The sequence below is a fragment of the Bacillus silvicola genome, assembly GCF_050524305.1.
GTDB lineage: Bacteria > Bacillota > Bacilli > Bacillales > Bacillaceae_G > Bacillus_A > Bacillus_A cereus_AT.
On the sequence record NZ_JBNGVC010000004.1, the window covers coordinates 55,667 to 78,594 of the forward strand.

Consider the following 22,928-nt stretch of genomic DNA (forward strand, 5'->3'; position numbering starts at 1 on the left):
GCTTATTTCACGTATGACACTTGTTTTATTAGTTGGAAAAACATTGAAATGTGTCGGGTTAATCATTACTGTATATTCATTCTCCTTATTCTAAATTAACGTCCTGTCCACATATCCTGTACAATTCCATTTTGAAATAATTCATATGGAAAATAACAATAGCCTTTATCTCCCCATTCAACTCCCCAGCTGTTTCGAATAATTACAATTTGTTTACTATCATCGTATCCAACAGCGCAAACAGCGTGTCCTGCTTGTTGACCATTTTCTGTGATTACATCATCTGTTCCGGATATAGGTACGATTCCTGTTTTTCTTACTTCCTCAGAATAGTAAAAAGTTTTTGTAACTAGAAAGCCCAGAACAACAGGCAACCCATGAGCAAGTGCAGCTTTTAATCGTGGTAAGTCTTGTACACGATTGTATTGTCCAATCCGATAAAGTGCAGCATCATTCTCAGCTTTTGCAGATGGTGTGTTTCGGAAGTCTTCATTGTATGAATAATCTTCTTCAGGACAGACCCCCAACTTTTTTAGAACATTCATTCCGTCTCGAAGAATAGCCCCTTTATCATCTTGAATGTCTCCTTCTATCTCTCGTTCATGATAATACAGAAACAATCGAGATAACGAAACAAATGGGCGTCCTGACTGTTTGAGGAGATATTCACGTAATCCTGATACAATAGCATTTGCCGTACAAGAGCCAAGATGACCTTGATCCGCAACTTCTGACATCCGATTTCGGAGGTCAACTTGTGTTGGAAGGTCTTCTTGATTACTAAAAAGGTAACTTTGAAACATTTTATCTCGTAGATCAATGGGGTCTTTTCTAACATTAAATTGCCTAACAATATCTGCTGGACTTGTTAAATTAAGAATGGATGTTTTTATCTTCATTTTTATGTCTCCCCTCGTTCTTTATAAAAAATTCATACTATATAAGTTGAATTAAAAGATTACAATCGAATGCATAATCGATCGATCACTTTTTCAGGTGTGCGATTTAATTCCTGAATAAAAGCCTGTACATTTTTTTGAATTTCATAAATCGATGAATAAAAAACATTATGAATGATGTCTGATTTGAGCCATTTCCATACCCCTTCAATTAAATTTAAATCGGGACTGTAGGGAGGTAAAAACACTAATTCTAAGCGATGACAGTGTTTCCTTAAAAGTGGTTGGATGAGCTTCGCATGATGAATACGCGCATTATCTAGAATAAGAGCTATTTTCCCGTTGGGATACAGTTCAAGTACATGCTGAAGAAAACGAAGAAATGCTTCGGCATCATACCGCTCCTCTTCTACACAAACTAACTCACCGGTTTCATAATTAAGTGTACCAATAAGTTTAACACCTTGGTGTTTCCCATAAGTAGGAATACTGCGTTGTTTTCCTTTTAAAAACCATGTATGCTGCAGTGCTTGGTAATCGCGGATCATGGACTCATCTTGAAACAGAAGATGGTCAATCTCCTCGTTTAAAAGTTTTTTTTTATAGGCGGGGAAGGTAACTTCCCTAAACTCTTGTTGTTTCACCGGGTCTGCTTTCGCTAATGTATACGTCGGTTTTGTGTAACTAAGCCCTAAATCATGTAAAAGTCGAGACACCCCGCGAAGTGTGTAACTTACGTTCCATTCTCTTTTAATGAAAGAAGCGATAATGGATAAAGTCCAATTATGTTTAGCTGGAAATCCAACATCCACGGGTAGATGAGATGCACTCACTTGAACTAACTCCTGTTCTTGTTCAGGGGCTAATTTACGTGGTGCTCCTGTTGATTGTCCCATGAGTAAGCCATGCAATCCTTTTTCTTTGTAAGCATTCACATAATTATAGATTGTTTTTTCAGAACGACCAATCATGTTCATTATTTCTTTTATAGAAAAGCCTTGTACATAGAAATAGATCGTTTGATAACGTTCATACATTCGTTTCGTTTTAGTCGTTTTCATTGCTACAAGTAGGCTTTCTTTTTCGTTTTGGTGTACATGTGTCATTTTGCTCCGCTCCATTTGTCAATATATGTTACTTATTATATTTCGACAAACAGTAGCTGTAACCTTTTAATTCAACTTATATATATTGGATTTCTTTTTTTAAAATTCCATAATAGTATGGATAATTCCTTCATGTTCGCATTGTCTCTTTCTTATATATTCTTTACAATAAACTACTTAACTCCTATTAAATTCTAAAATTTTACAAAATGCATCTAGAATAATAGTTAATTGGACAAGTGAATCGTATATCTAATAGTTCTAAAAATTGTTATTATTCAGAATGTAATCTAAATTTTATTTTAGGAGGCATGTATCATGACAAAGGCACACATAGGGATCGGTTTATCGCTTGGAATCGTATGTACTAGCTTTTCTTCTACTTCAGCTTTAGCTGCATCAAATGTAGTATCTATTGAGAAGTTTAACAAAGAGGTAGGATCTCCAGAATTTATGGCAGGAAAGCTGACACCATCTACTTCACGTACAGAAGAACAGATTGTTTTTTCGTACCTCAATACCCATAAAGATATGTATAAATTTGGTGATAAATCAGCAGAAGAGTCTTTTATTATTACATCGAAACAAAAAGATTCATTTGGTTCTACAGTGATTCGTCTTCAACAAATACTCAATGGTATCCCGGTATGGGGATCTACCCAAGTGGCACATGTCCAGAAAAATGGAATATTAACGGTGTTTTCTGGAACTGTCAAACCTAACCTTTTTCAACAACAATCATTACAATCTTCTCCCTCAATTTCTCAAGAGAAAGCCATTTCCATTGCAGAACAAGATTTAGGATATAAACCAAAATATGAAAAACAACCTACTGTAGAACGTGTGGTATATACAGACAAAGAGAAAGCAACCAATACGTACTTAGTAAAATTAAACTTTTTACATCCCAAACCTGGAAACTATTTTTATTTTGTAGACTCGGAAACAGGATCTATTGTACACAAATTTAATAGTATCGATGAAGCACATAGTCAACAGACAACAAGTATTCCTCTAGCAGTAAAAGGTTCAAAGAAGGTTGGACAAGGAACAGGTGTGCTTGGAGATACAAAATCCTTAAATACATGGCTATCTGGTACTCAGTATTACTTGGAAGATATGACACGTGGGAAGGGAATTTATACGTATGATGCAAAAGATACAGAAAATATCCCTGGATCCCTATGGGTTAATTCTACGGATCTTTTCACCAATTCTTATGATGCTCCCGCTGTGGATGCACACTATTATGCTGGAAAAACATTCGACTATTATAAGTCTAAGTTTAATCGGAATTCCTATGACAATGCGGGGGCATCGATTAAATCCTCTGTACACTATGGTACAAATTATAACAATGCATTTTGGAATGGACAGCAAATGGTATATGGAGATGGTGATGGCCAGACATTTCTCCCATTATCTGGTGCAATTGATATAGTTGGGCATGAATTAACTCATGCCGTTACAGAATCAACATCAGCTTTAATGTATCAAGATGAACCCGGTGCATTAAATGAAGCGATTTCTGACATTTTTGGAATTTTAATTCGTTTTTATGACAATCGAAATCCAGATTATGAAATTGGAGAGGGAGTTTATCAACCTGGTACACCTGGAAGTGCCCTTCGGTCTATGGATCATCCAGAAAATCAAGGAAATCCAGATCATTATTCGAAGCGTTATATGGGTGATGATGATAATGGCGGAGTACACACGAATAGTTCTATTATTAATAAAGCTGCGTATTTATTGGCTGAAGGCGGCAATCATTACGATATAACAGTCCCAGGTATTGGCCGAGATAAAATGGGGGCAATCTATTACCGTGCAAATACGGTTTATTTTACACAATCTACTACATTTAGCCAGGCGCGTGCTGGATTAGAACAAGCAGCCTCTGACCTATATGGTGCTGAATCTGCAGAAGTAGATGCTGTAAAAAAATCATTTGATGCGGTAGGTATTGATTGATTTCCGAAGTTTTAAAAAAATAACTGTCTATTTTTCTCAGAAAAACAAATAAAGGTATATAAAAAAATTATCATTTTAACAATCAATAAGCTGGAAACCCGTATAAGCATTGAGGTTATGATTTTTATATTTTTAAAATTAGTAACAAAAGCTATATAGCTTTTAGCAGAAATAACCTCTATGACTGACCAGTAAACACTCCCATGATTCCTTATCGAATCAGTTGTTCCATAGTGTAAAAAATCAGTTTCTCTTGTTTTTGTTCCTTTTACTGGTTAAACAACAGATTTTACCATAACCAGGATCTTGATAGTGATGTAGTTGAACGGAGTCATGTATTCGCCTTCAAATTGATTTTTTAAAAGATTGGACCAAAGCAAATAAATCTATCTATTACAAAAATAGTGAGATGATAGTAATGAATTTTCAATTTCAAATATTTTATGAGAAGAATCCTTTTATGGATTCTTTTTCTGTCTTTACTCGTATACTTTTTATAGAGAAGGACTATTTTAATGAAACAGTAATATAAAGGTATTCTTTGTACAAAAATATATTAAGGAAAGGGTTCCACAAACTAGATATAACAGTATCTTATCAGTAATTGAATTACGAAAAATATGGCTAAGAGAATCGTATGCCACTACATATTCAAAGGGGCGAAAGGAGAGGTATATATAATGGCCAAAAAGAAATGGAAACAACCTAATGGAAAAAGAGAATCCAAAGAGCACATAGAAATTCAAGGATTTGATATTGATCTAAATCAAGAAAACTTAACACGAATTGAGCATATGGTAGATCGTTATGAATCCGAAATTCTTCACCAACTGAATACTGAATATATACAACAAACAAAATGGTCAGATCGTCTAGCAGATAGAATTGCACACTTTGGAGGTAGCTGGAAATTTATTATATGGAGTGTAATTTTTCTTTTTGGATGGATGGTCTGGAATAGCTTGCCTGTTATAAAATCTTTTCATTTTGACGAGCCGCCGTTTATCTTATTAAATTTATGCTTATCCTGCATAGCAGCATTTCAAGCTCCTGTTATTATGATGAGCCAAAACAGACAAACTACACGTGATAAACATGAATCGATTATTGATTTTGCAATTAATTATAAAGCAGAGCAAGAGATTGATGCTATGCAAAGTAAGTTGCAACATATAGAAACAGAATTAGCAGAGATTAAAGACCTCTTAAAACAATTATACGAAAAATAAACAAGTGTTATTTTGTTAAAAATAGAATTTTTGTTAAAATTCACCACAAGTTCATAAAGAAAACACACCTCGTAATTATACTGAAAATTAATAACAATCAGATTATTAAAATGACTACTATCCTATTATTATCTCGATACGTAATGGTATTAGTACCTCAATTGATACAGGCACTGTTCATATAATCTTATTTTTGGGAAAGGAATGAATTGTATGAGGCCTATACTAGAAAAACCTAGAAGTACATACTTACCGCCTTCAGAATGGAATTATGGTCAACGAAAATCGGAACTTCTTAGAGAAGAGTGTTTACATCAAGTATTTGAAGAAACAGTGGATCGTTATGAAGCCCGATCTGCTATTATTTATGATGATAGAACTGTGACATATGGAGAACTAGAAGTTCAGGCAAACCAGTTAGCAAGATATTTACGGTCCAAAGGAATTGGCTGCGGTAGCCGTGTAGCAATTCTCCTAGAACGTTCTATAGAATCTTATATTGCAATGTTAGGTATTATGAAAGCGGGGGCTGCATACGTACCACTAGATCTGAGTTATCCAGAAGACAGGGTACAATATATTCTACAAGACTGTGAGATTACCGCAGCTATTATGACCGAATCAATTGCTGCTCAGTACCATCTAGAATATCTAGTTGTATTATTGGATCAAGAATCTATTTTGATTGCAAATGAAAGTAAGGAGCGCTTAGATAAAGAGGAGGTAGAAGTACAATATAATGACTTATCCTACATAATTTATACCTCAGGTACAACAGGACGTCCAAAAGGTGTGTTAATTGAGCATCATACTGCAACTCATGTTGTCAGGGCTTCACAAACGTTTTATAACGTTTTGCCATCGGATCGAGTATATCAAGGATTTACAATTGCGTTTGATGCCTCTGTGGAAGAAATTTGGATGGCATTTTCAAATGGTGCAGCACTTGTAGTTGGAACACGTAAACTACAGCAAAGCGGAATGGATTTGCCAAAGATGTTGACGAAGCTTGGTGTGACCGTTCTGTCTTGTGTACCAACGTTACTTGCAATGTGGAAAGAAGATATTCCAACACTTCGTTTGTTAATTGTAGGAGGAGAAGATTGTCCAAGTCATATTGTAAAGCATTGGTGTCGTCCAGGTCGACGTATGATGAATACGTACGGTCCGACGGAGGCAACAGTAATTGCTACTTACACAGAATGTGATCCTGATAAATCAGTAACAATCGGTAAACCTCTTCCTAATTATACTGTGTATATTTTAGACGAACAGATGAATCCTGTTTCAGTTGGAGAATCTGGGGAATTATATATTGGAGGGGCCGGATTAGCACGTGGCTATAACAATAGAGAAGATTTAACAAAAGAAAAATTTGTTGATAACCCTTTTTGTGAAACAGCTTTTGATTCTACCCGTTTATATCGGACAGGAGATTTAGTTCGTTTTAACGAGCAAGGAGATATTGAGTTTTTAGGGAGAATTGACAGTCAGGTCAAAATTCGTGGATATCGAGTTGAACTTAGCGAAATTGAAACTGTTATTATGACTATTCCTGATATACGCAATGCTATTGTAAATGTTTACGAACAAGCACCCGGACTGCAAGTATTAGTTGCCTATCTGTTGTTGGATGAAGGAAAAAGTATAGATAGGTCAGTTGTACACAATCGTTTAAAAGAACGTCTTCCTGCATACATGGTACCGTCATGTATCGAAGTGCTTGATGAGCTTCCAACTCTCGTAAGCGGAAAAATTGATCGTAAGAGTTTACCCGCGCCGACAGAACAGCAAAGGCTTCATAAAGAGCATATCGCTCCTCGTAACAAAACAGAAGAAGCGATCGCAAGAGTATGGCAAGAAATTTTTCAGCAAAATACAATTTCTATTACAGATCATTTCTTCAATGATTTAGGGGGACATTCACTATTTGCTGCACTTGCTGTGTCAAAGCTTCGGGAACATAGTATGATGACAGGGATGGCTGTTTCAGATATATATGCACATCCAACAATTGAACAACTGTCTCATTTTATACAATCACAATACAAAAGCGAAACAAAACACTCTGTTAGTAAAGGCATAGATCCCGTTTCAGACGGTGTATATAAAAGAAATGGATTTATGCAAGGCGTAAGTATATATGCTCTTACTTTGCTTGCCTCTTTACCGTTTGTACTTGTGTACTTACATTTAGCCAATAGTCCATGGGGAGATGAACAAATTTTCCTTGCTGTGATTTCTATGTTTGCTATCTATTGTCCATCTATGATTATTATTTCAATTGCGGCCAAGTGGCTTCTAATCGGGCGCTTTAAAGAAGGCGAGTATCCACTTTGGGGAAGTTATTATTTTCGTTGGTGGCTTGTTCGACGCATTCAAGGACTCGCACCTATCAGCTTCTTAACAGGAACTCCGTTTTTAAAATGGTATTATCGCCTGATGGGGGCAAAAATTGGAACGGATTGTTATATTGGCACACAACACATGTATACGTTTGATTTAATTGAAATTGGAAACAACAGTAGTATTGGAGTAGATGCACAGCTTCTTGGCTATACAGTTGAAGGAACTACACTGAAAATTGGTAAGATTTCAGTGGGAAGTAACTGTCATATTGGATCAAATACGGTTATTTCCCCCAATACAATGATGAAAGACCATTCACAATTAGGGGAACAGTCTATGGTTCCCTCTAATGTACTTATACCACAAAATGAGCGATGGATTGGATCTCCTGCACGATTAACAAATATAAAAGACGAACATGTAGAAACAATGTTAATCTCTTCTACAAACCATAACAAGTTTTATCGTTTCGGACTAGGAGTACTTTATGTAATGGGGCTAATTATGCTAATGCTCATTCCAAGTATGAGTTTTTTACCAGCTCTTTTTCTAATACGAGGTTTATTTTCAAATATGGGAGCTTGGGAATTACTTTTAGCACCCGTATTTTCGTTCATTTGTGTTCTTACATTATGTTTTGGAATCGCATTACTAAAACGAATTATACTCGGCCATATAAAGGAAGGGCAATATTCTTTGTATAGTGGATTTTATATACGAAAATGGTTTGTAGACAAGCTACTTACCATGAGTTTATTATTCAATAATTCCCTTTATGCAACACTTTATGCAGCGCCATTTCTACGTATGCTCGGTGCTAAAATCGGGAAAATGGTTGAAGTTTCTACCGTTACAAATATTGCTCCGGATTTACTTATTGCAGGTGAACAGAGTTTTATTGCGGATTCCGTTTCTATCGGCACACCCAAAGTATTTCATAATCAAATTTATATTGCTAAAACAAGAATTGGAAGTCGAACGTTCATTGGGAATAGCGCTCATATTGAAGGAGGAAAAACAATTGGAAATGGTTGTTTAATTGGCGTTATGTCTGTTCCACCTGAAGAAAAAGAATCTTCTAATGATACATCATGGTTAGGTTCTCCATCTATATTTTTACCAAAACGAGACATTAATACTGCCTTCTCGGAGGAAGAAACATATCATCCCACGAGGGGCCTTTATATAAAGCGCCTGATGATTGAATTTTTCCGTGTTACGCTTCCAGGTTCTTTTGCTATATGGATTAGCGGTTTCTTATTGTTTACACTTCGGGAGGAAACTCGCTATCTCTCTGTCGGTGGGCTAATTGCTCTATTTCCATTTTTCGTTGTATTATCAGGTTTTCTAGCGACAGGAGTAGTCGCTCTTATTAAAAAACTGCTCATTGGTCGTTATGAGCAGACTGCCAAGCCACTATGGAGTACATTTGTATGGAGGAGTGAATTAGTTACAGCTTTATACGAAAATGTGACTGTTCCTTATTTGTTAAATCTGTTTTTAGGTACACCGTTTATTCGCTATATTCTTGGGTGGTTTGGCACAAAAATGGGAAAGAGAGTCTTTTTGGATTCCACACACATTTCAGAGTTTGATTTAGTTTATATCGGAAACCAAGTAGCCATTAATTTAAACAGTACACTGCAGACGCATTTATTTGAAGATCGTGTTATGAAAATGTCGAATCTAGTCATTGGGGATAATTGTTCTATTGGTAACGGTTCTGTTGTTTTGTATGATACGATTATGCAACAGGGGGCATCGCTCGGAAATCTTTCCCTTATGATGAAAGGAGAAACATTTCCTGCTAGTACACAATGGGAAGGAACCCCTGCTCAATATCGGCATGCTATGGAGCGGAAAACTATCGAAGGTTGATAATATCGGTTTATTTTCCAAGCACTTGGTCTAAAACCATTTTCTTTAGATTGAAGAACACTATGCAGATTATACCGGTTTTGTAGATCATGTATTTACAATGTACCATATGTTAGGTTTTGGGTTTGTACCGAGATTGATAAAACGAAAATCTATACATGTAATAAACCATCAATGTATCTAGATTTAAACTTTATGATGGGTGGAATGATACAAATAAAAAGTATACGAGATAACTGGGATGCATTATTACGATTAGTTAGCTCTGTACGACAAGGGACAGTTACAGCTTCCCTGATTTTAAAAAAATTATCATCTTATCCTAGACAGAATAGTTTATCTATTGCACTTCGTGAGATTGGCCGAATAGAACGAAGTTTATATATGTTAAAATGGATACAAGATCCTGAACATAGAAGAAAAGTTCAGGTTGAGTTAAATAAAGGTGAAAGTAAAAACGCTTTGGCTAGAGCTGTATTTTTTAATCAATTAGGAGAAATTCGTGATTGATCCTATGAAGATCAATTACATCGTGCAAGTGGACTTCAACTCATTATTTCTGCGATTGTAACCTGGAATTCTATCTATATCTCTCGTGCAATTGAAACGTTACGGAATAATGGTATTCATATTCCAGAGGAATACATTCAGCACATTTCTCCATTAGGCTGGTAACATATCGCACTTACAGGAGATTATATTTGGAATTTAAATCAAAAAGTGAATTTTGAAAACTTACGGCCACTACGAAAAAATAGAATAAATCAGAAATAAAAACACAGGGAAAATCATTTCCCCTGTGTTTTTATTTCTTAACAATATGTAAAAATATTCCTTAACGTACAATTTTCTTTTTTCGGTCGTGTGACCCCATGCCCATCAACTTAAGACTTTTTACTACCCCCAAGTACAAAAAAACGTTATTCTTTCTTAATAATCTATGAGAAAGGGTGACGTTTTTTATGAATCTCTCGATTCAAGAGGAGTTACAACCATTTGCAGAAGAATTACAGCGCTATATCACACCTGGATTTTTGGAAGAACTAGCAAGAGAGATTAAGTTTATAAAGCGAAAACGCAAGTTTTCAGGATCAGATTTAGCTACCATTTGTATTTGGATTAGCCAACGGGTGGCCAGTGATCCTTTAGTCCGATTATGTAGTAGACTTCATGCAGCTACAGGTACTTTACTCAGCCCAGAGGGCTTAAATAAACGATTTACTGCAAAATCAGTGTTATTTTTAAAGCATGTCTTTTCGTTATTGTTACAACAAAAAATCTGTGAGCAGACTCACATTTCTAACCAACTTTTTGCTCATTTTAAACGCATTCGCATCATGGATGCCACTATGTTTCAAGTACCCCATACTTTGGAACATATATATCCTGGTTCAGGTGGCTGCGCTCAAACAGCTGGGATCAAAATTCAATTAGAATATGATTTACATAGTGGGCAATTTCTTAATTTTCAAGTGGGACCTGGAAAAAATAATGATAAAACATTCGGAACAGAATGTTTAGATACGTTACGGCCAGGCGATTTATGTATTCGTGATTTAGGGTATTTTTCATTAGAGGATTTAGATCAAATGGATCAACGTGGTACGTATTATATTTCGAGGTTAAAGTTAAATACGAACGTATATGTAAAAAATCCAAATCCGGAATATTTTAAAAATGGTTCCATTAAAAAACAATCAGAATACATACAAATCAATGTCATACAGATTTTGAATCAACTCCAACCAGGTGAAACGATAGAATATCAGCAAGCTTATATTGGGGATAAACAGCAGCTATTTTCACGTCTCATTTTTCATCGTTTAACAGAGGCACAATTAAAAAAACGTCTAGAGAAAATTGCAGAAAAAGAAAAGTCAAAACACAAAACCTATTCAGATAAAAGTAAATTAGCAGCGGGATTAAATGTATATGTGACAAATGCACCTTGGGAATGGGTTCCGATGGAACAAGTACATGAATTATATACATTGCGTTGGCAGATAGAAATTGTTTTTAAAACGTGGAAATCATTGTTTGATATTAATCATTGTCGTACCGTCAAACAAGAAAGAATAGAGTGCCATTTATACGGGAAACTCATCGCTATTTTTTTATGTTCTTCTACGATGTTTAAAATGCGCCAACTTGTGTTACAAAAGAAGCAAAAAGAATTAAGTGAATATAAAGCGATTGGAATGATCCAAGATCATCTGTTTCTCCTCTATCAAGCCATAGGGAAAAGCACCCAAGAGATAACAAAGCTTCTGATCCGCCTGTTCCACCTTCTAGAGAAAAACGGGCGGAAATCTCATCGATATGAGAAGAAAACTGTCTTTGATATCATGGGTGTTATCTATGAGTATAGTGGATGTAGCAAGCAAAAGAAAGCTGCATAAGAAAAAAATGAAACCCGTTAGGGTTTATTTCGTGTGCTTATTTTTAATAACTTGTCCCCATTTTGGGAGATTTTAGTTCAATTGAACAAAAGTTAATTTTGTATCCATCCTTAAGTTGATGGGCATGCATCCTTACCCCTCAAGGAATTTTTTTAAAACCATCTAAGAAAGAACAAACAGTATATGAGGAAGATATTCAAAAAATTGTTTCTGAATTAATTGCCAGGGGCTATAAGGGCGGCGAACTTGCCGAGAAGCTATCAAAAAGAATTGCTGAATACGAACAGTTTTTAGATCGTAAGATTGAGCAATTCCCAAAAGAGATGGAAGGTTCTGTAGGTAAGGAGGATGATTTCAATGGACTTGACATTTTCTTTGACGAAAAAGATGGAGAAACTGATTAAAAAGTTAGAAAAAAGACAAAAGAAGCTTGTAGATGAATATGAAAACAAGAAAGAAATTATCTTGAAAAATCCCGGTATCGGTAAGATGCTTAAAGGGCATATGGCAACGATTCGTTACTTTTGGGGCCACTATAATAACATTTTTATATTTTTTGTAGTCAGTACAGTAAAACGTTACTAAAACTGTAAAATTGCTGAGTGGCTCAAAAAAGAAGGAATGGTTGCCATATGCCTTATTTTTGCGATTGTGCAACATATTAAATAACAGAATTTTTAGTCATATAATGATATTCCTCCCTGAAATACGTTTATAGCATGAAAATATAATATTAAGAGGAGGCATTCAAATGAAATATGTAAAGCCGAAATTTACTCATGGAGATACAGGTGGTTCACCTATTAAAAAACATGGAAAAGGTATTTAACTTTTATCAAAGGGACTGAAAATCATAAATTTTAAAGTAGACCTCAAAAGCTAAGACGTTTATTTTTCATGTGAACGACTATGTTAATTTTAACAAAAAAGGAGCATTCAAATGAATTATAGCTATGCAGATGGAAATACTGGATATCATACCAGAGAACCTGGTGGCTCAAAATATTCACAACATGGAAACACTGGTGGTCATCATATTGACGTGCCCGCTGAATTGTATGCACATGTAAATGGTGGCGGACATCATTGTGAGCCAGGGGCACATTCAAGGGGTTAGTGTAAAACGTATGTATTTTCACCACAAGTTAAGGTATACTGTGAAATGAAGAGCAATCTGTAAGGGTTAGTTGCTAGATATAGTGAGTTTACGCAGAGAACAGATACAGTCACAGATTATCGTGGCTGTATCTCTTTTTTGAGGATTGTTCCCACAATATACTCTATACATATAGGCTTTTCTTTTGTATGGTAGAAGCTATTTTGATATGATATATACGTACGAATGCTTGCAAAATCACAAACACAACAAAGACAGTCTGGCATAACTGTCTTTGTTGTGTTTTTTCGTAAAAAGAAGCGGTCCAAAGTCCGCCTCTTTTATGCTTGCTCTATGATTTTCTTTACTTCTTCAATCGTTAGTTCACTTGCTTGTGCAATGGTTTCTATTGGGATTTGTAATCGATACATACCGAGAATCATTTGACGTTTTCCCTGTTGGATCCCTTTATTTAATGCATGTGCAATGCCAGCTGCTTCATCCATCAATATCTTTTCGCGTGCTTCGTAAGCTTGACGGAACGAAGCATCTTGACTCATATGTTCCCATTTATCCATCGCCTTTTGTAAAATTGGATCCTGATCCATCGCAATCGCCTCCAATGTATGTGTTAAATGCTCATCTTCATTAGCTGGTAATAGTAATAACCACCGAACAAACGAATCCTCCCATGGGTTTACTTTTTCCTCACGCCACTGCTGCAGCAATTTCGGAATCTCCACGACATGGATTTCGATATCGTCACTTAAGAGTTGCTGCTGTTGCATATTCCACAGTTTCCCCGTCGTATGAAATGCTTCGTAGTTTTTAAACATGACGAAGTTCAATAAGTTGATTGTAATGGTTTTATGAAGTGAACTGTAGGGCATTCCTTTTTTTAATTGAGATGCATAGAGCTTGCTCCAATAATAAAGGGAACGCTTTAAAAGATCGTGATTATTATTCAACTGGATTTCAATATTAATTTTGGTTCCTGTGTCTAATGTAGCAGATACATCTAGAATCGATAATTTATCCTCTTCATGCTCTCGATGTAAATGAGGATCTTCGAATTGAAGGGATTGAATGGGAGACTCTAATGAATCTGCTAACATTGCATTTAGAAATGTCAGCAAAATTTCTTCGCTTCCGGATGTTCCGAATAATTGTTTAAAGGCAAAATCAATGCGTAAATTGACTAATTTTTGATTCGACATGAGCTTTCTCTCCCTGTCTGATAAGATCTCTTTTTCTTATTGTACATAAAAACAAATTGAACATGCAAACAGGCTCTTATGATTAACATAAGAGCCCACTACAGATACATACAATAGATTAGATAACGACCGTAAACTGACTTGAAAAACACCTAAAAATTTTGTAACTGCTTAGTCCGTTAGTATTATTGATATTTATGAATTCATAGTTTAGCATTCAATGTCTTCGCTCATACTAATAATAAAAATGAAAGGAGGCATGCTGTTTATGCATACAGAACAAATTTCTCATTCTTATCACATGGGTCTGGAAGTGGTAAAAAACCGAACGTAAACCTGGTGGGCAAATCGGTCACCAGGGCCATAGGCTTGTACCTGCTAAATCCCCACATCATATTGTTATACATCCCATTTCCCTTTGTTCAAAATGTCAATCTTCTTTAGAGAATGAACAAGTTGTCAGTCGAAAAAAAACGACAAGTCTTCGATGTACCTTCTACCAAAATAGAAGTGACTCAATATGAAGCGGAAGGAAAAGTTTGTTCCCATTGCCTGTCTTTCGAAGAAGGACAGTTTTCACCTCATGTAACCAAATCCGTACAATATGGTCCTCGTATACAAGCATTAGTGGTATACCTCATCAATTACCAGATGATTTCTTATTCCCGTACAGCTGCCTATATCCGTGATCAATTTGGCCATACCATCAGCGAGGGAACACTGGTTCATATGAACCGTACATTCGGGAAGCGCTTGAATATTTTTGAAGAAAAAGCGAAAACGCATTTGTTACAATCCCGCATTGTTCATTTTGATGAAACGGGAGTTCGTGTGAACCGAAAATTACAGTGGATACATACCATGAGTACAAAAGAGATAAACCTTCAAGTAACACATGCAAAACGTGGAAGAGAGGCCATGAATGAGATTGGTGTCCTACCCACATTTTCAGGAATCGCGGTTCATGATGGTCTTGCGGCCTATTCTGGATATGAACAGTGCCAACATGTTTTATGTAACGCTCATCTTTTGCGGGATTTACAAGGTATTTATGAGCAAACTGCTGAAAAATGGGCAAAAGACATGAAAGAGCTATTGGTTGATGCGAAACAAGTCAAAGAACAGAAAGAGGGAAAGCTTTCATTGTGGGACCTTCTCGAAATTGAGTACCGGTATGAAGCCATCCTGCAGGATGGGGCCCAGTGTCATCCTCACTCGATAGAAAAAAGCACATCCAAAAAGCGTTCAAAGCAATCTCCTTCCCAAAACCTATTGGATCGCTTTACGCGTGATAAAGATGCAATTTTAGGCTTTCTCACGCATGCTGATATTCCATTTGATAATAATGAAGCGGAGCGAGATATTCGGATGGCAAAAGTAAAACAAAAAGTATCTGGTACGTTTCGTACCGAAGAAGGTGCGCGTATCTTTTGTTTAACAAGAAGTTTCATTCAAACCGCACAAAAACAAGGAAAACCTGTATTCCACACACTAGAACAATTCATTCGTGAAGGAAGCATGGATTTTACATGTATCAACTAATTAGAGAGGAATTTCATAACGAAAAAATTCCTTTCTTTGTCTTGCGTTTTTTAGTAAACTAAATAGTTACATTTGGAGTTACTCGCTTCAAAGAAAAAATAATCTTAAAGCTTTTAAAATGTGCAATGAATTACTTTGGCAATATAAACATTTGGAATTTTTTCCAATGATGCAGGCGATGTTACTTTCAAGAATAGGTGAAAGTAACATTTTTACAGATTATTCGGATTGTATAAGAGTTTTAAGTGAAGCGTTGGAGATATGTAAGGAAAGAAAATGTGATTATAAGCAGGAAGTTATATTGAATAACATGAATTTCGCTAAGTTATATTGGAAGAAAGATATATATACTATTGATATAAACACTCTACATCCTGCTGAAATGTGTTTATATTTATATGAAATAGGTGAACATGTGGAAGCAAAAAAACGTATAATAGAGATGGAAGCTAAATCTGTATTGACAGCAATGCAACTAGCGTATAAAGGGGTGATTTTCTCTGACAAATGCATTCTAGAGCGTGCAATTGATCAATTTAAATCGAATAATGATTTCTTTTTTGTCCAGTTTGCGACAGCTGCACATTCCAGATTAGTACATGCTAAAATTTTAAAAAAGAGTACTGATTTGAATTAGATTGTAAGGAGGAAAACAATGAAGAAATTACTTGTTACATTTTATATGTTAAGTGCAATTTTTCTTAATGTAATCAGTCCTGATTACAATGAAATACATAAAAATAATAAAGACCCATACAAATTAATGGTTTCATATATGGATCCAGGTGGAACGAATTAAGAAAAGACATCTATTTTAGATGTCTTTTCTGCGTTTAGGGGGAATTCTTGCTAAAAGGAAATTTCGTACGGAAGAAAGAAAGTTCATGAATTCACAAACTAATAGAAAAAAGAGGGGTAAAAATATGAAAAATTTCAAAGATTTATACGAGCAAATTATAACTGTTAGTGGTAAAGATTTTGAATTATGCAGTGAACTATTGGATTTATTTGATAATTTAATCGAGGACAATGAGTGTGTAGAAAAACATCATTTTCGATTTGAACATTCAAGTCCAATAGGTAGACAATCGAATGTATAAATACATTCGATTGTCTACCTATTTAATATTTATTGTTTTTTAATTCAATATCAATTTTTAATAATTGAGCATATCTAAGTACTTCCCTTTCAATTTCTGGTTTATATTCATCTGGTACATTCTTATATTTTTCGTATAAAATACGCGATAATCGTTTTATAGGGTCTTCATTAGAATCATCATTATTAAGTAACTCGTTATTCGACATAGGATGATCAAGTAAATCAGAAGCACTTACATTGAAAAATTTTGCAATTGCCGGTATACGATCAATTTTAGGGATTTTTGTCCCGTTTTCCCAATTTGTTACAGTTGTGTAGGGGATTCCAAGTGCAGTGGCAAATTCTTTTCTAGACATCCCCCTTAGCCCCCTTAATTTTTTTATGTTTTTTCCAAATATATTATCATTTGTCATATTAATCCCTCTTCCATTACCCTAAAGGGATTTTTTATCCCTTTAGGGTTGACTTTCACCTTAAAGGTGTAATAGAATAAAAACAAAGGAGGTGTAATTCATGCAATGTAAACTAGAACAGATAACAAAATTACGTTTAGCTAGAGAAAGTAAAGAAATCTCAATGAATCAATTTTCAAAAGAATTAAGTATTCCATGTGGCGTAATTCAAGCTATAGAAACGGGTAAAAAGAGTACAATTGCTTCAAGAGCAATAATGATTGCGAAGTATTATAACTTACCTTTAGACGAATTGTTTACACCAACATATTACAAGGCTAAAAAGCAAAATGCGGTATCTGGATAAAGTTTTGACACTAAAGTGTAAAAGACATTTGTTAAAAGGTAACTCTATAATCTTATAGCTACATTGTAAAGCAAAACAAATTAATCTGAAATATAAAATCTATTCAATAACGCTAACTTATAGCTTTGAAGAAAATTAGATTTTTATTGATGGAAAATATTGTTCATTGAAAATTAAATATAAAAGGAGCTGTGAAAAATGATTTTGAAACGATCCTATCAAGTATTACTACTCGTCATGAGTGTATTCTTACTGCTCATGAGCTTCTTCATCCCGCTTAATAAAGCAAGTGCTGAGGTCATTAATCGTGAAAAGTACGAGATGAAGTGGGCGTACTCTCCACAGTTTGGGAAAGATATACGTACTGAACTTTTGAAAAATTCGAAGGGTCAAGTTGCCTATTGCCTGGTCTATGGATTGAAGTCCTCAAATGGATCAGACCTTCCTGAGAGTGGAAAAACAGATGATATTGTGTACCGTGTCTTGTTAAACGGATACCCACAAAAAAGTCCAGAAGAACTGGGAGTTTCCACTTGGGAACAGGCACATTACTCCACACAGCTGGCCTTATGGAATTCATTGGGGCAAATCAATACGGCAGAGTTACAATTTAAAGATGCAGCTGTTGAAAAAGCAACGAAAGCAATTATTCATGCAGCAGATCAGAGTCAAGACACACAAGATGTATATATGAATGTCATTCCAACTGATAAAAAAGAAGCACAGCTAAACGGCGAATACTTTGAAACTACAACATATGCAGTACAAACAAACGCGAAGAAGGGTACATTCAAAGTACAAATGAACAATGCACCAGAAGGTACGCGGGTTGTTACAGAGCAAGGTGAAGCAAAAGAAACGTTCCAACTAGGAGAAAAGTTCCGTATTCAAGTACCGAAATCCTCTAAGAGTAGTGAACTATCTTTAAAAGTTGTTTCAAATCTAACAAACTACAACGCTGTTGTATACAAGGGAACCAGCACTATCCAGGATGCAACGGTTTTATTAGAACGTAGTACAGAGCAAGCAAGTACAGACTTACAAGTGTACTGGAAAGCAAATGGTTCACTCAAAATAATGGTAACTATTTAGTTTACTAAAAAACGCAAGACAAAGAAAGGAATTTTTTCGTTATGAAATTCCTCTCTAATTAGTTGATACATGTAAAATCCATGCTTCCTTCACGAATGAATTGTTCTAGTGTGTGGAATACAGGTTTTCCTTGTTTTTGTGCGGTTTGAATGAAACTTCTTGTTAAACAAAAGATACGCGCACCTTCTTCGGTACGAAACGTACCAGATACTTTTTGTTTTACTTTTGCCATCCGAATATCTCGCTCCGCTTCATTATTATCAAATGGAATATCAGCATGCGTGAGAAAGCCTAAAATTGCATCTTTATCACGCGCAAAGCGATCCAATAGGTTTTGGGAAGGAGATTGCTTTGAACGCTTTTTGGATGTGCTTTTTTCTATCGAGTGAGGATGACACTGGGCCCCATCCTGCAGGATGGCTTCATACCGGTACTCAATTTCGAGAAGGTCCCACAATGAAAGCTTTCCCTCTTTCTGTTCTTTGACTTGTTTCGCATCAACCAATAGCTCTTTCATGTCTTTTGCCCATTTTTCAGCAGTTTGCTCATAAATACCTTGTAAATCCCGCAAAAGATGAGCGTTACATAAAACATGTTGGCACTGTTCATATCCAGAATAGGCCGCAAGACCATCATGAACCGCGATTCCTGAAAATGTGGGTAGGACACCAATCTCATTCATGGCCTCTCTTCCACGTTTTGCATGTGTTACTTGAAGGTTTATCTCTTTTGTACTCATGGTATGTATCCACTGTAATTTTCGGTTCACACGAACTCCCGTTTCATCAAAATGAACAATGCGGGATTGTAACAAATGCGTTTTCGCTTTTTCTTCAAAAATATTCAAGCGCTTCCCGAATGTACGGTTCATATGAACCAGTGTTCCCTCGCTGATGGTATGGCCAAATTGATCACGGATATAGGCAGCTGTACGGGAATAAGAAATCATCTGGTAATTGATGAGGTATACCACTAATGCTTGTATACGAGGACCATATTGTACGGATTTGGTTACATGAGGTGAAAACTGTCCTTCTTCGAAAGACAGGCAATGGGAACAAACTTTTCTTTCCGCTTCATATTGAGTCACTTCTATTTTGGTAGAAGGTACATCGAAGACTTGTCGTTTTTTTTCGACTGACAACTTGTTCATTCTCTAAAGAAGATTGACATTTTGAACAAAGGGAAATGGGATGTATAACAATATGATGTGGGGATTTAGCAGGTACAAGCCTATGGCCCTGGTGACCGATTTGCCCACCAGGTTTACGTTCGGTTTTTTACCACTTCCAGACCCATGTGATAAGAATGAGAAATTTGTTCTGTATGCATAAACAGCATGCCTCCTTTCATTTTTATTATTAGTATGAGCGAAGACATTGAATGCTAAACTATGAATTCATAAATATCAATAATACTAACGGACTAAGCAGTTACCTCTTTTGTAAATCTTCAATTTATTAAAAAGTTATAGTAAATAGAATTAGTTTCACAAAAGATACAAAGAGGGTGTTGCAAAACTAAAATAAATATGCAATGTTATGAATCAGAAAAACTAGCTGAACATGCAGTAGATAGCGATTTTGACCATACCAACGAGGCTGTTCTAGCCCTTTATCTTTGAGTTTACTAAACTGTTGCTCAATTTTGCTACGCTCTTTCAACAGTTGTTTTCCAAAGGGTGTATTTACAAAATGTGATAACACACGACGGTGTGAACTTTTAAGTTGTTCGCCATTTCGTGGATTAATGGGATTTACCGGAAAGATATCAAACGTACCTGCAATTTTATAAATATGTTGGCTATCATAAGCGGCATCTGCAACGGAAAACAACACATTTTGGTCTCGTATATCTCGAAGCAATACAGGAGCCATTTTACTATCATGTACGTTCGCTGTTGTAAATGCATATGACAATACAACACCTTCTGGTGTAGAACAAACATGAGCCTTATATCCTTTATACCAACCATAACGAGTCAATTTCCCCCATCTCGCTTGTGAATCATACAAACTACTCCGTAAAGCAGTACTATCAATTAAGACGCAAGGAATTAGTCCTAAATTAAGTTCCTGAAGAACCTTTTCATGAATGGCTGAAATTCCTTCTTCACGAAACCAAGTGCCTACACGTGAAAAAGTAGAAATATGAGGAACAAAAGATAAACCACAAGATGTACGAAAGGAAGGATACTGATGCAAAAAACGGGTTAATTTACGTAAAGAGTTGATTTGAAATACGGTTTTCAAGAAAAAACATTTGAGTAAAGCTTTTCTACATATTGGTGGACGGCCTGTAACAGGCGGAACGCCTCCAATAGTTAAACTGTCTACGTAAGCAAATAAAATCTGTAAAACAGGTTGATTTTCTTCAAAATTGGTTATCATACTAGTAAATCCGTCCTTTCCGGAGATAGTGTGAGATACTATCATTCTTCCTGGAAAACGGATTTTTTTATGCATTCATTTTTGGATATTTATGAGTTTTGCAACACCCTCAAAATTGCTATATCTACATCTTCTTTTGTTACTATTTTTCTAAGAGCCTGTTTATAGTCTTATAAATATGTTAGGATGTATGCAAAAACAGGAGATGAGTGTATGTCTTATCCAAGTGATATCAGCCGTGAAAAATTCGAGATCATTCGTGAGGAACTAGAAACGTTTAGCAAACGCACAAGTCCGCGAAAGTATGACCTTTATGATGTGTTCAATGCACTACTCTATGTTCTGAGTACAGGCTGCCAGTGGCGTGCTTTACCAAAAGATTATCCCAAATGGCAAAATGTTTACCGCTACTATGCAAAATGGAGTAAATCCAATGCCGAAGGTAGTAGTCTATTAGAGACCTTATTAAAAAAATTGTTGGGCAAATAAGGGAAGCAGTGAATCGCCCCAAAAGCTCTAGCTTTAATATTGTCGATGTCCAAAGTGTTAAGAATGCAGATACGGCTGAACAAAAAGGTTATGATGGTGGTAAGAAAGTTTCTGGTATTAAACGACATATCAGTGTAGATATTCTTGGATTTCCCCATGCAATCCATGTTACCATTGCCAATGTCACAGATCGAAAAGGCGCACTCGAAATGTACGAGCAATATCCTGAATTGAAAGAAACCATAGAAGCCATCCTCACGGATGGTGGGTACACAGGAGAAAAGTTTCAAAAAGAAATTCAAAAGCTATTGAATGCTGAAGTACAAGTTGCCAAGCGGTCCGAATTGCATCAATTTCAAGTGATCCCTAAAAGATGGATCGTAGAGCGCTCATTTGCTTGGTTAGAAAAATACAGACGATTGTTCAAAAATGTAGAGAGAAAACTAGAAACAAGTAAACAAATGGTTGTCCTAGGATTTCTCGCTATTTTAATAAAAAGATAAGACTATAAACAGGCTCTAACATCCTCAATTTCTAGATATATTTGATCTACACTCTTACTCTTTTTTATCCTTGCATAAAATAACTTCATTATCTTAGAAAATTTTCTAATCTGGTAATCTTCATGATCCATACTTACTTGGATTAGATATTTCAAAATGGATTCATTTGCATTTAAATATGCAAGAGCAAATAATCTTTTAGTATTTATCCTAGCTGTCCTATTGTATATAGAAAAGTTTTCAATACAACTTTTCTCCATCATCTCTACGTTACCTGGATAAATTTCATGCGCTATTTTAGCAACTTTAAAAGCAGAAATTTGTTTATTCTTTTTGCCCTAATCTGTTATAGACGAATCTGATGTTGATGTAGACTTTGCGATACCAGACCAACTTCTATTCTGAGATTCTAATACATTATTAAATCTTTTATAAACACTGTTCATATTCTTTTCACCCTTCATTATTTTTTATAGGGCTTTCAGAATAAATAGATATTATGTGAATATTAGTAAAATTCTAACATTAACCCAAGATACACCTTAACAAATATGCATAATTGTGTTTAAACCAATCTATTTTAATATAAAAAATATGCATTAATCTTATGTATATGTATCACTTATAATATAATAAAACGAATCAATTCCACTTTGAAAAATAAAATTTCGAATATCCAGAAAATTTATTACGATGACCCTTTAGGGTCCTCATTTATCATTTAGGAATTGCTATTCTCTAAAATGAGTTTTATAATGAATATAGTGCACATGTTATAGCTTAAAAATAAATTTATTTCATAAAAAAAAACCCCACTCAGTCTATATTCAATTGGTAACAGGCCGGGAAGCTAGCGCCAATTGAAATATCCCAGAAAGTAGAGGTTCTTTATATTACATATAAA

General features: G+C 35.4%; 17 protein-coding genes and 3 pseudogenes. 14 read left to right on the top strand and 6 right to left on the bottom strand.

Annotation, left to right across the window (positions count from 1 at the left end; genetic code table 11):
* Window positions 1-95 precede the first annotated feature (95 nt).
* Together ACP6L7_RS10155 and ACP6L7_RS10160 are read right to left on the bottom strand one after the other, a co-directional pair.
* The gene (locus tag ACP6L7_RS10155) at window positions 96-899 is read right to left on the bottom strand and encodes a C1 family peptidase (protein ID WP_430529173.1); all 804 of its coding nucleotides are present in this window, start codon (window positions 897-899) and stop codon (window positions 96-98) included.
* A gap of 59 nt (window positions 900-958) precedes the next feature.
* Window positions 959-2,005 (bottom strand): IS630 family transposase, encoded by a 1,047-nt coding sequence (locus ACP6L7_RS10160; protein WP_430529145.1) that lies wholly within the window; start codon window positions 2,003-2,005, stop codon window positions 959-961.
* A 318-nt stretch (window positions 2,006-2,323) separates the two neighbouring features.
* On the opposite strand from ACP6L7_RS10160, the gene ACP6L7_RS10165 reads away from it, so the two are divergent.
* The 7 genes and pseudogenes from ACP6L7_RS10165 (at window position 2,324) to ACP6L7_RS10195 (ending at window position 12,951) form a co-directional block, all read left to right on the top strand.
* Entirely contained in the window at window positions 2,324-3,979 is a 1,656-nt protein-coding gene (locus ACP6L7_RS10165; RefSeq protein ID WP_430529174.1) for a M4 family metallopeptidase, read from the top strand.
* Between the two features lie 680 nt (window positions 3,980-4,659).
* Window positions 4,660-5,208, top strand: coding sequence for a DUF1003 domain-containing protein (locus ACP6L7_RS10170; RefSeq protein WP_430529175.1), 549 nt, complete (start codon window positions 4,660-4,662; stop codon window positions 5,206-5,208).
* Window positions 5,209-5,421: 213 nt separating this feature from the next.
* On the top strand, window positions 5,422-9,435 hold the full coding sequence (locus ACP6L7_RS10175) for a Pls/PosA family non-ribosomal peptide synthetase (RefSeq protein ID WP_430529176.1): 4,014 nt from the start codon (window positions 5,422-5,424) through the stop codon (window positions 9,433-9,435).
* A gap of 49 nt (window positions 9,436-9,484) precedes the next feature.
* Window positions 9,485-10,209: pseudogene (locus ACP6L7_RS10180) on the top strand (Tn3 family transposase); the annotation flags it as partial.
* A 188-nt stretch (window positions 10,210-10,397) separates the two neighbouring features.
* Window positions 10,398-11,834 (top strand): IS4 family transposase, encoded by a 1,437-nt coding sequence (locus tag ACP6L7_RS10185; protein ID WP_430529099.1) that lies wholly within the window; start codon window positions 10,398-10,400, stop codon window positions 11,832-11,834.
* A 357-nt stretch (window positions 11,835-12,191) separates the two neighbouring features.
* Entirely contained in the window at window positions 12,192-12,419 is a 228-nt protein-coding gene (locus ACP6L7_RS10190; RefSeq protein WP_430529177.1) for a hypothetical protein, read from the top strand.
* Window positions 12,420-12,774: 355 nt separating this feature from the next.
* Complete coding sequence (locus ACP6L7_RS10195) at window positions 12,775-12,951, top strand: hypothetical protein (RefSeq protein ID WP_430529178.1); 177 nt, start codon at window positions 12,775-12,777, stop codon at window positions 12,949-12,951.
* Between the two features lie 320 nt (window positions 12,952-13,271).
* On the opposite strand, the gene ACP6L7_RS10200 is transcribed toward ACP6L7_RS10195, so the two are convergent.
* A complete protein-coding gene (locus ACP6L7_RS10200) occupies window positions 13,272-14,147 on the bottom strand; it encodes an Rpn family recombination-promoting nuclease/putative transposase (RefSeq protein ID WP_430529179.1) in 876 nt (291 codons plus the stop codon).
* Between the two features lie 456 nt (window positions 14,148-14,603).
* Here ACP6L7_RS10200 and tnpC (ACP6L7_RS10205) point away from each other — a divergent pair, with 456 nt between their 5' ends.
* From tnpC (ACP6L7_RS10205) to ACP6L7_RS10220, 4 genes and pseudogenes are all read left to right on the top strand, one after another.
* Window positions 14,604-15,689 (top strand): IS66 family transposase, encoded by a 1,086-nt coding sequence (gene tnpC, locus ACP6L7_RS10205; RefSeq protein ID WP_430529180.1) that lies wholly within the window; start codon window positions 14,604-14,606, stop codon window positions 15,687-15,689.
* Window positions 15,690-15,723: 34 nt separating this feature from the next.
* Window positions 15,724-16,326, top strand: a pseudogene (locus ACP6L7_RS10210) (AimR family lysis-lysogeny pheromone receptor); the annotation flags it as partial.
* An 18-nt stretch (window positions 16,327-16,344) separates the two neighbouring features.
* Window positions 16,345-16,488, top strand: a complete 144-nt coding sequence (locus ACP6L7_RS10215; RefSeq protein ID WP_179861919.1) for a hypothetical protein — start codon at window positions 16,345-16,347, stop codon at window positions 16,486-16,488.
* Between the two features lie 124 nt (window positions 16,489-16,612).
* The gene (locus ACP6L7_RS10220; RefSeq protein WP_430529181.1) at window positions 16,613-16,789 is read left to right on the top strand and encodes a hypothetical protein; all 177 of its coding nucleotides are present in this window, start codon (window positions 16,613-16,615) and stop codon (window positions 16,787-16,789) included.
* Between the two features lie 22 nt (window positions 16,790-16,811).
* Here the strand turns inward: ACP6L7_RS10220 and ACP6L7_RS10225 are convergent, their stop codons facing one another.
* Complete coding sequence (locus ACP6L7_RS10225) at window positions 16,812-17,204, bottom strand: helix-turn-helix domain-containing protein (protein ID WP_098771589.1); 393 nt, start codon at window positions 17,202-17,204, stop codon at window positions 16,812-16,814.
* Between the two features lie 100 nt (window positions 17,205-17,304).
* Here ACP6L7_RS10225 and ACP6L7_RS10230 point away from each other — a divergent pair, with 100 nt between their 5' ends.
* Together ACP6L7_RS10230 and ACP6L7_RS10235 are read left to right on the top strand one after the other, a co-directional pair.
* On the top strand, window positions 17,305-17,550 hold the full coding sequence (locus tag ACP6L7_RS10230) for a helix-turn-helix transcriptional regulator (RefSeq protein ID WP_098771590.1): 246 nt from the start codon (window positions 17,305-17,307) through the stop codon (window positions 17,548-17,550).
* 198 nt (window positions 17,551-17,748) lie between these two features.
* Window positions 17,749-18,630 (top strand): annotated as a pseudogene (locus ACP6L7_RS10235) (thioester domain-containing protein); the annotation flags it as partial.
* Between the two features lie 70 nt (window positions 18,631-18,700).
* Here ACP6L7_RS10235 and tnpC (ACP6L7_RS10240) read toward each other — a convergent pair.
* Both tnpC (ACP6L7_RS10240) and ACP6L7_RS10245 read right to left on the bottom strand, forming a co-directional pair.
* Window positions 18,701-19,786, bottom strand: coding sequence for an IS66 family transposase (gene tnpC, locus ACP6L7_RS10240; protein ID WP_430529182.1), 1,086 nt, complete (start codon window positions 19,784-19,786; stop codon window positions 18,701-18,703).
* Between the two features lie 376 nt (window positions 19,787-20,162).
* Window positions 20,163-21,032, bottom strand: coding sequence for a transposase (locus ACP6L7_RS10245; protein WP_430529183.1), 870 nt, complete (start codon window positions 21,030-21,032; stop codon window positions 20,163-20,165).
* Between the two features lie 213 nt (window positions 21,033-21,245).
* Between ACP6L7_RS10245 and ACP6L7_RS10250 the strand changes: the two genes are divergently transcribed.
* Window positions 21,246-22,024, top strand: a protein-coding gene (locus ACP6L7_RS10250) for an IS5 family transposase (RefSeq protein ID WP_430529184.1) whose coding sequence is annotated in 2 segments (ribosomal slippage) — window positions 21,246-21,507 and window positions 21,507-22,024 — 780 coding nt in all. Because the reading frame shifts where the segments join, the coding sequence is not laid out codon by codon here.
* Window positions 22,025-22,928 lie beyond the last annotated feature (904 nt).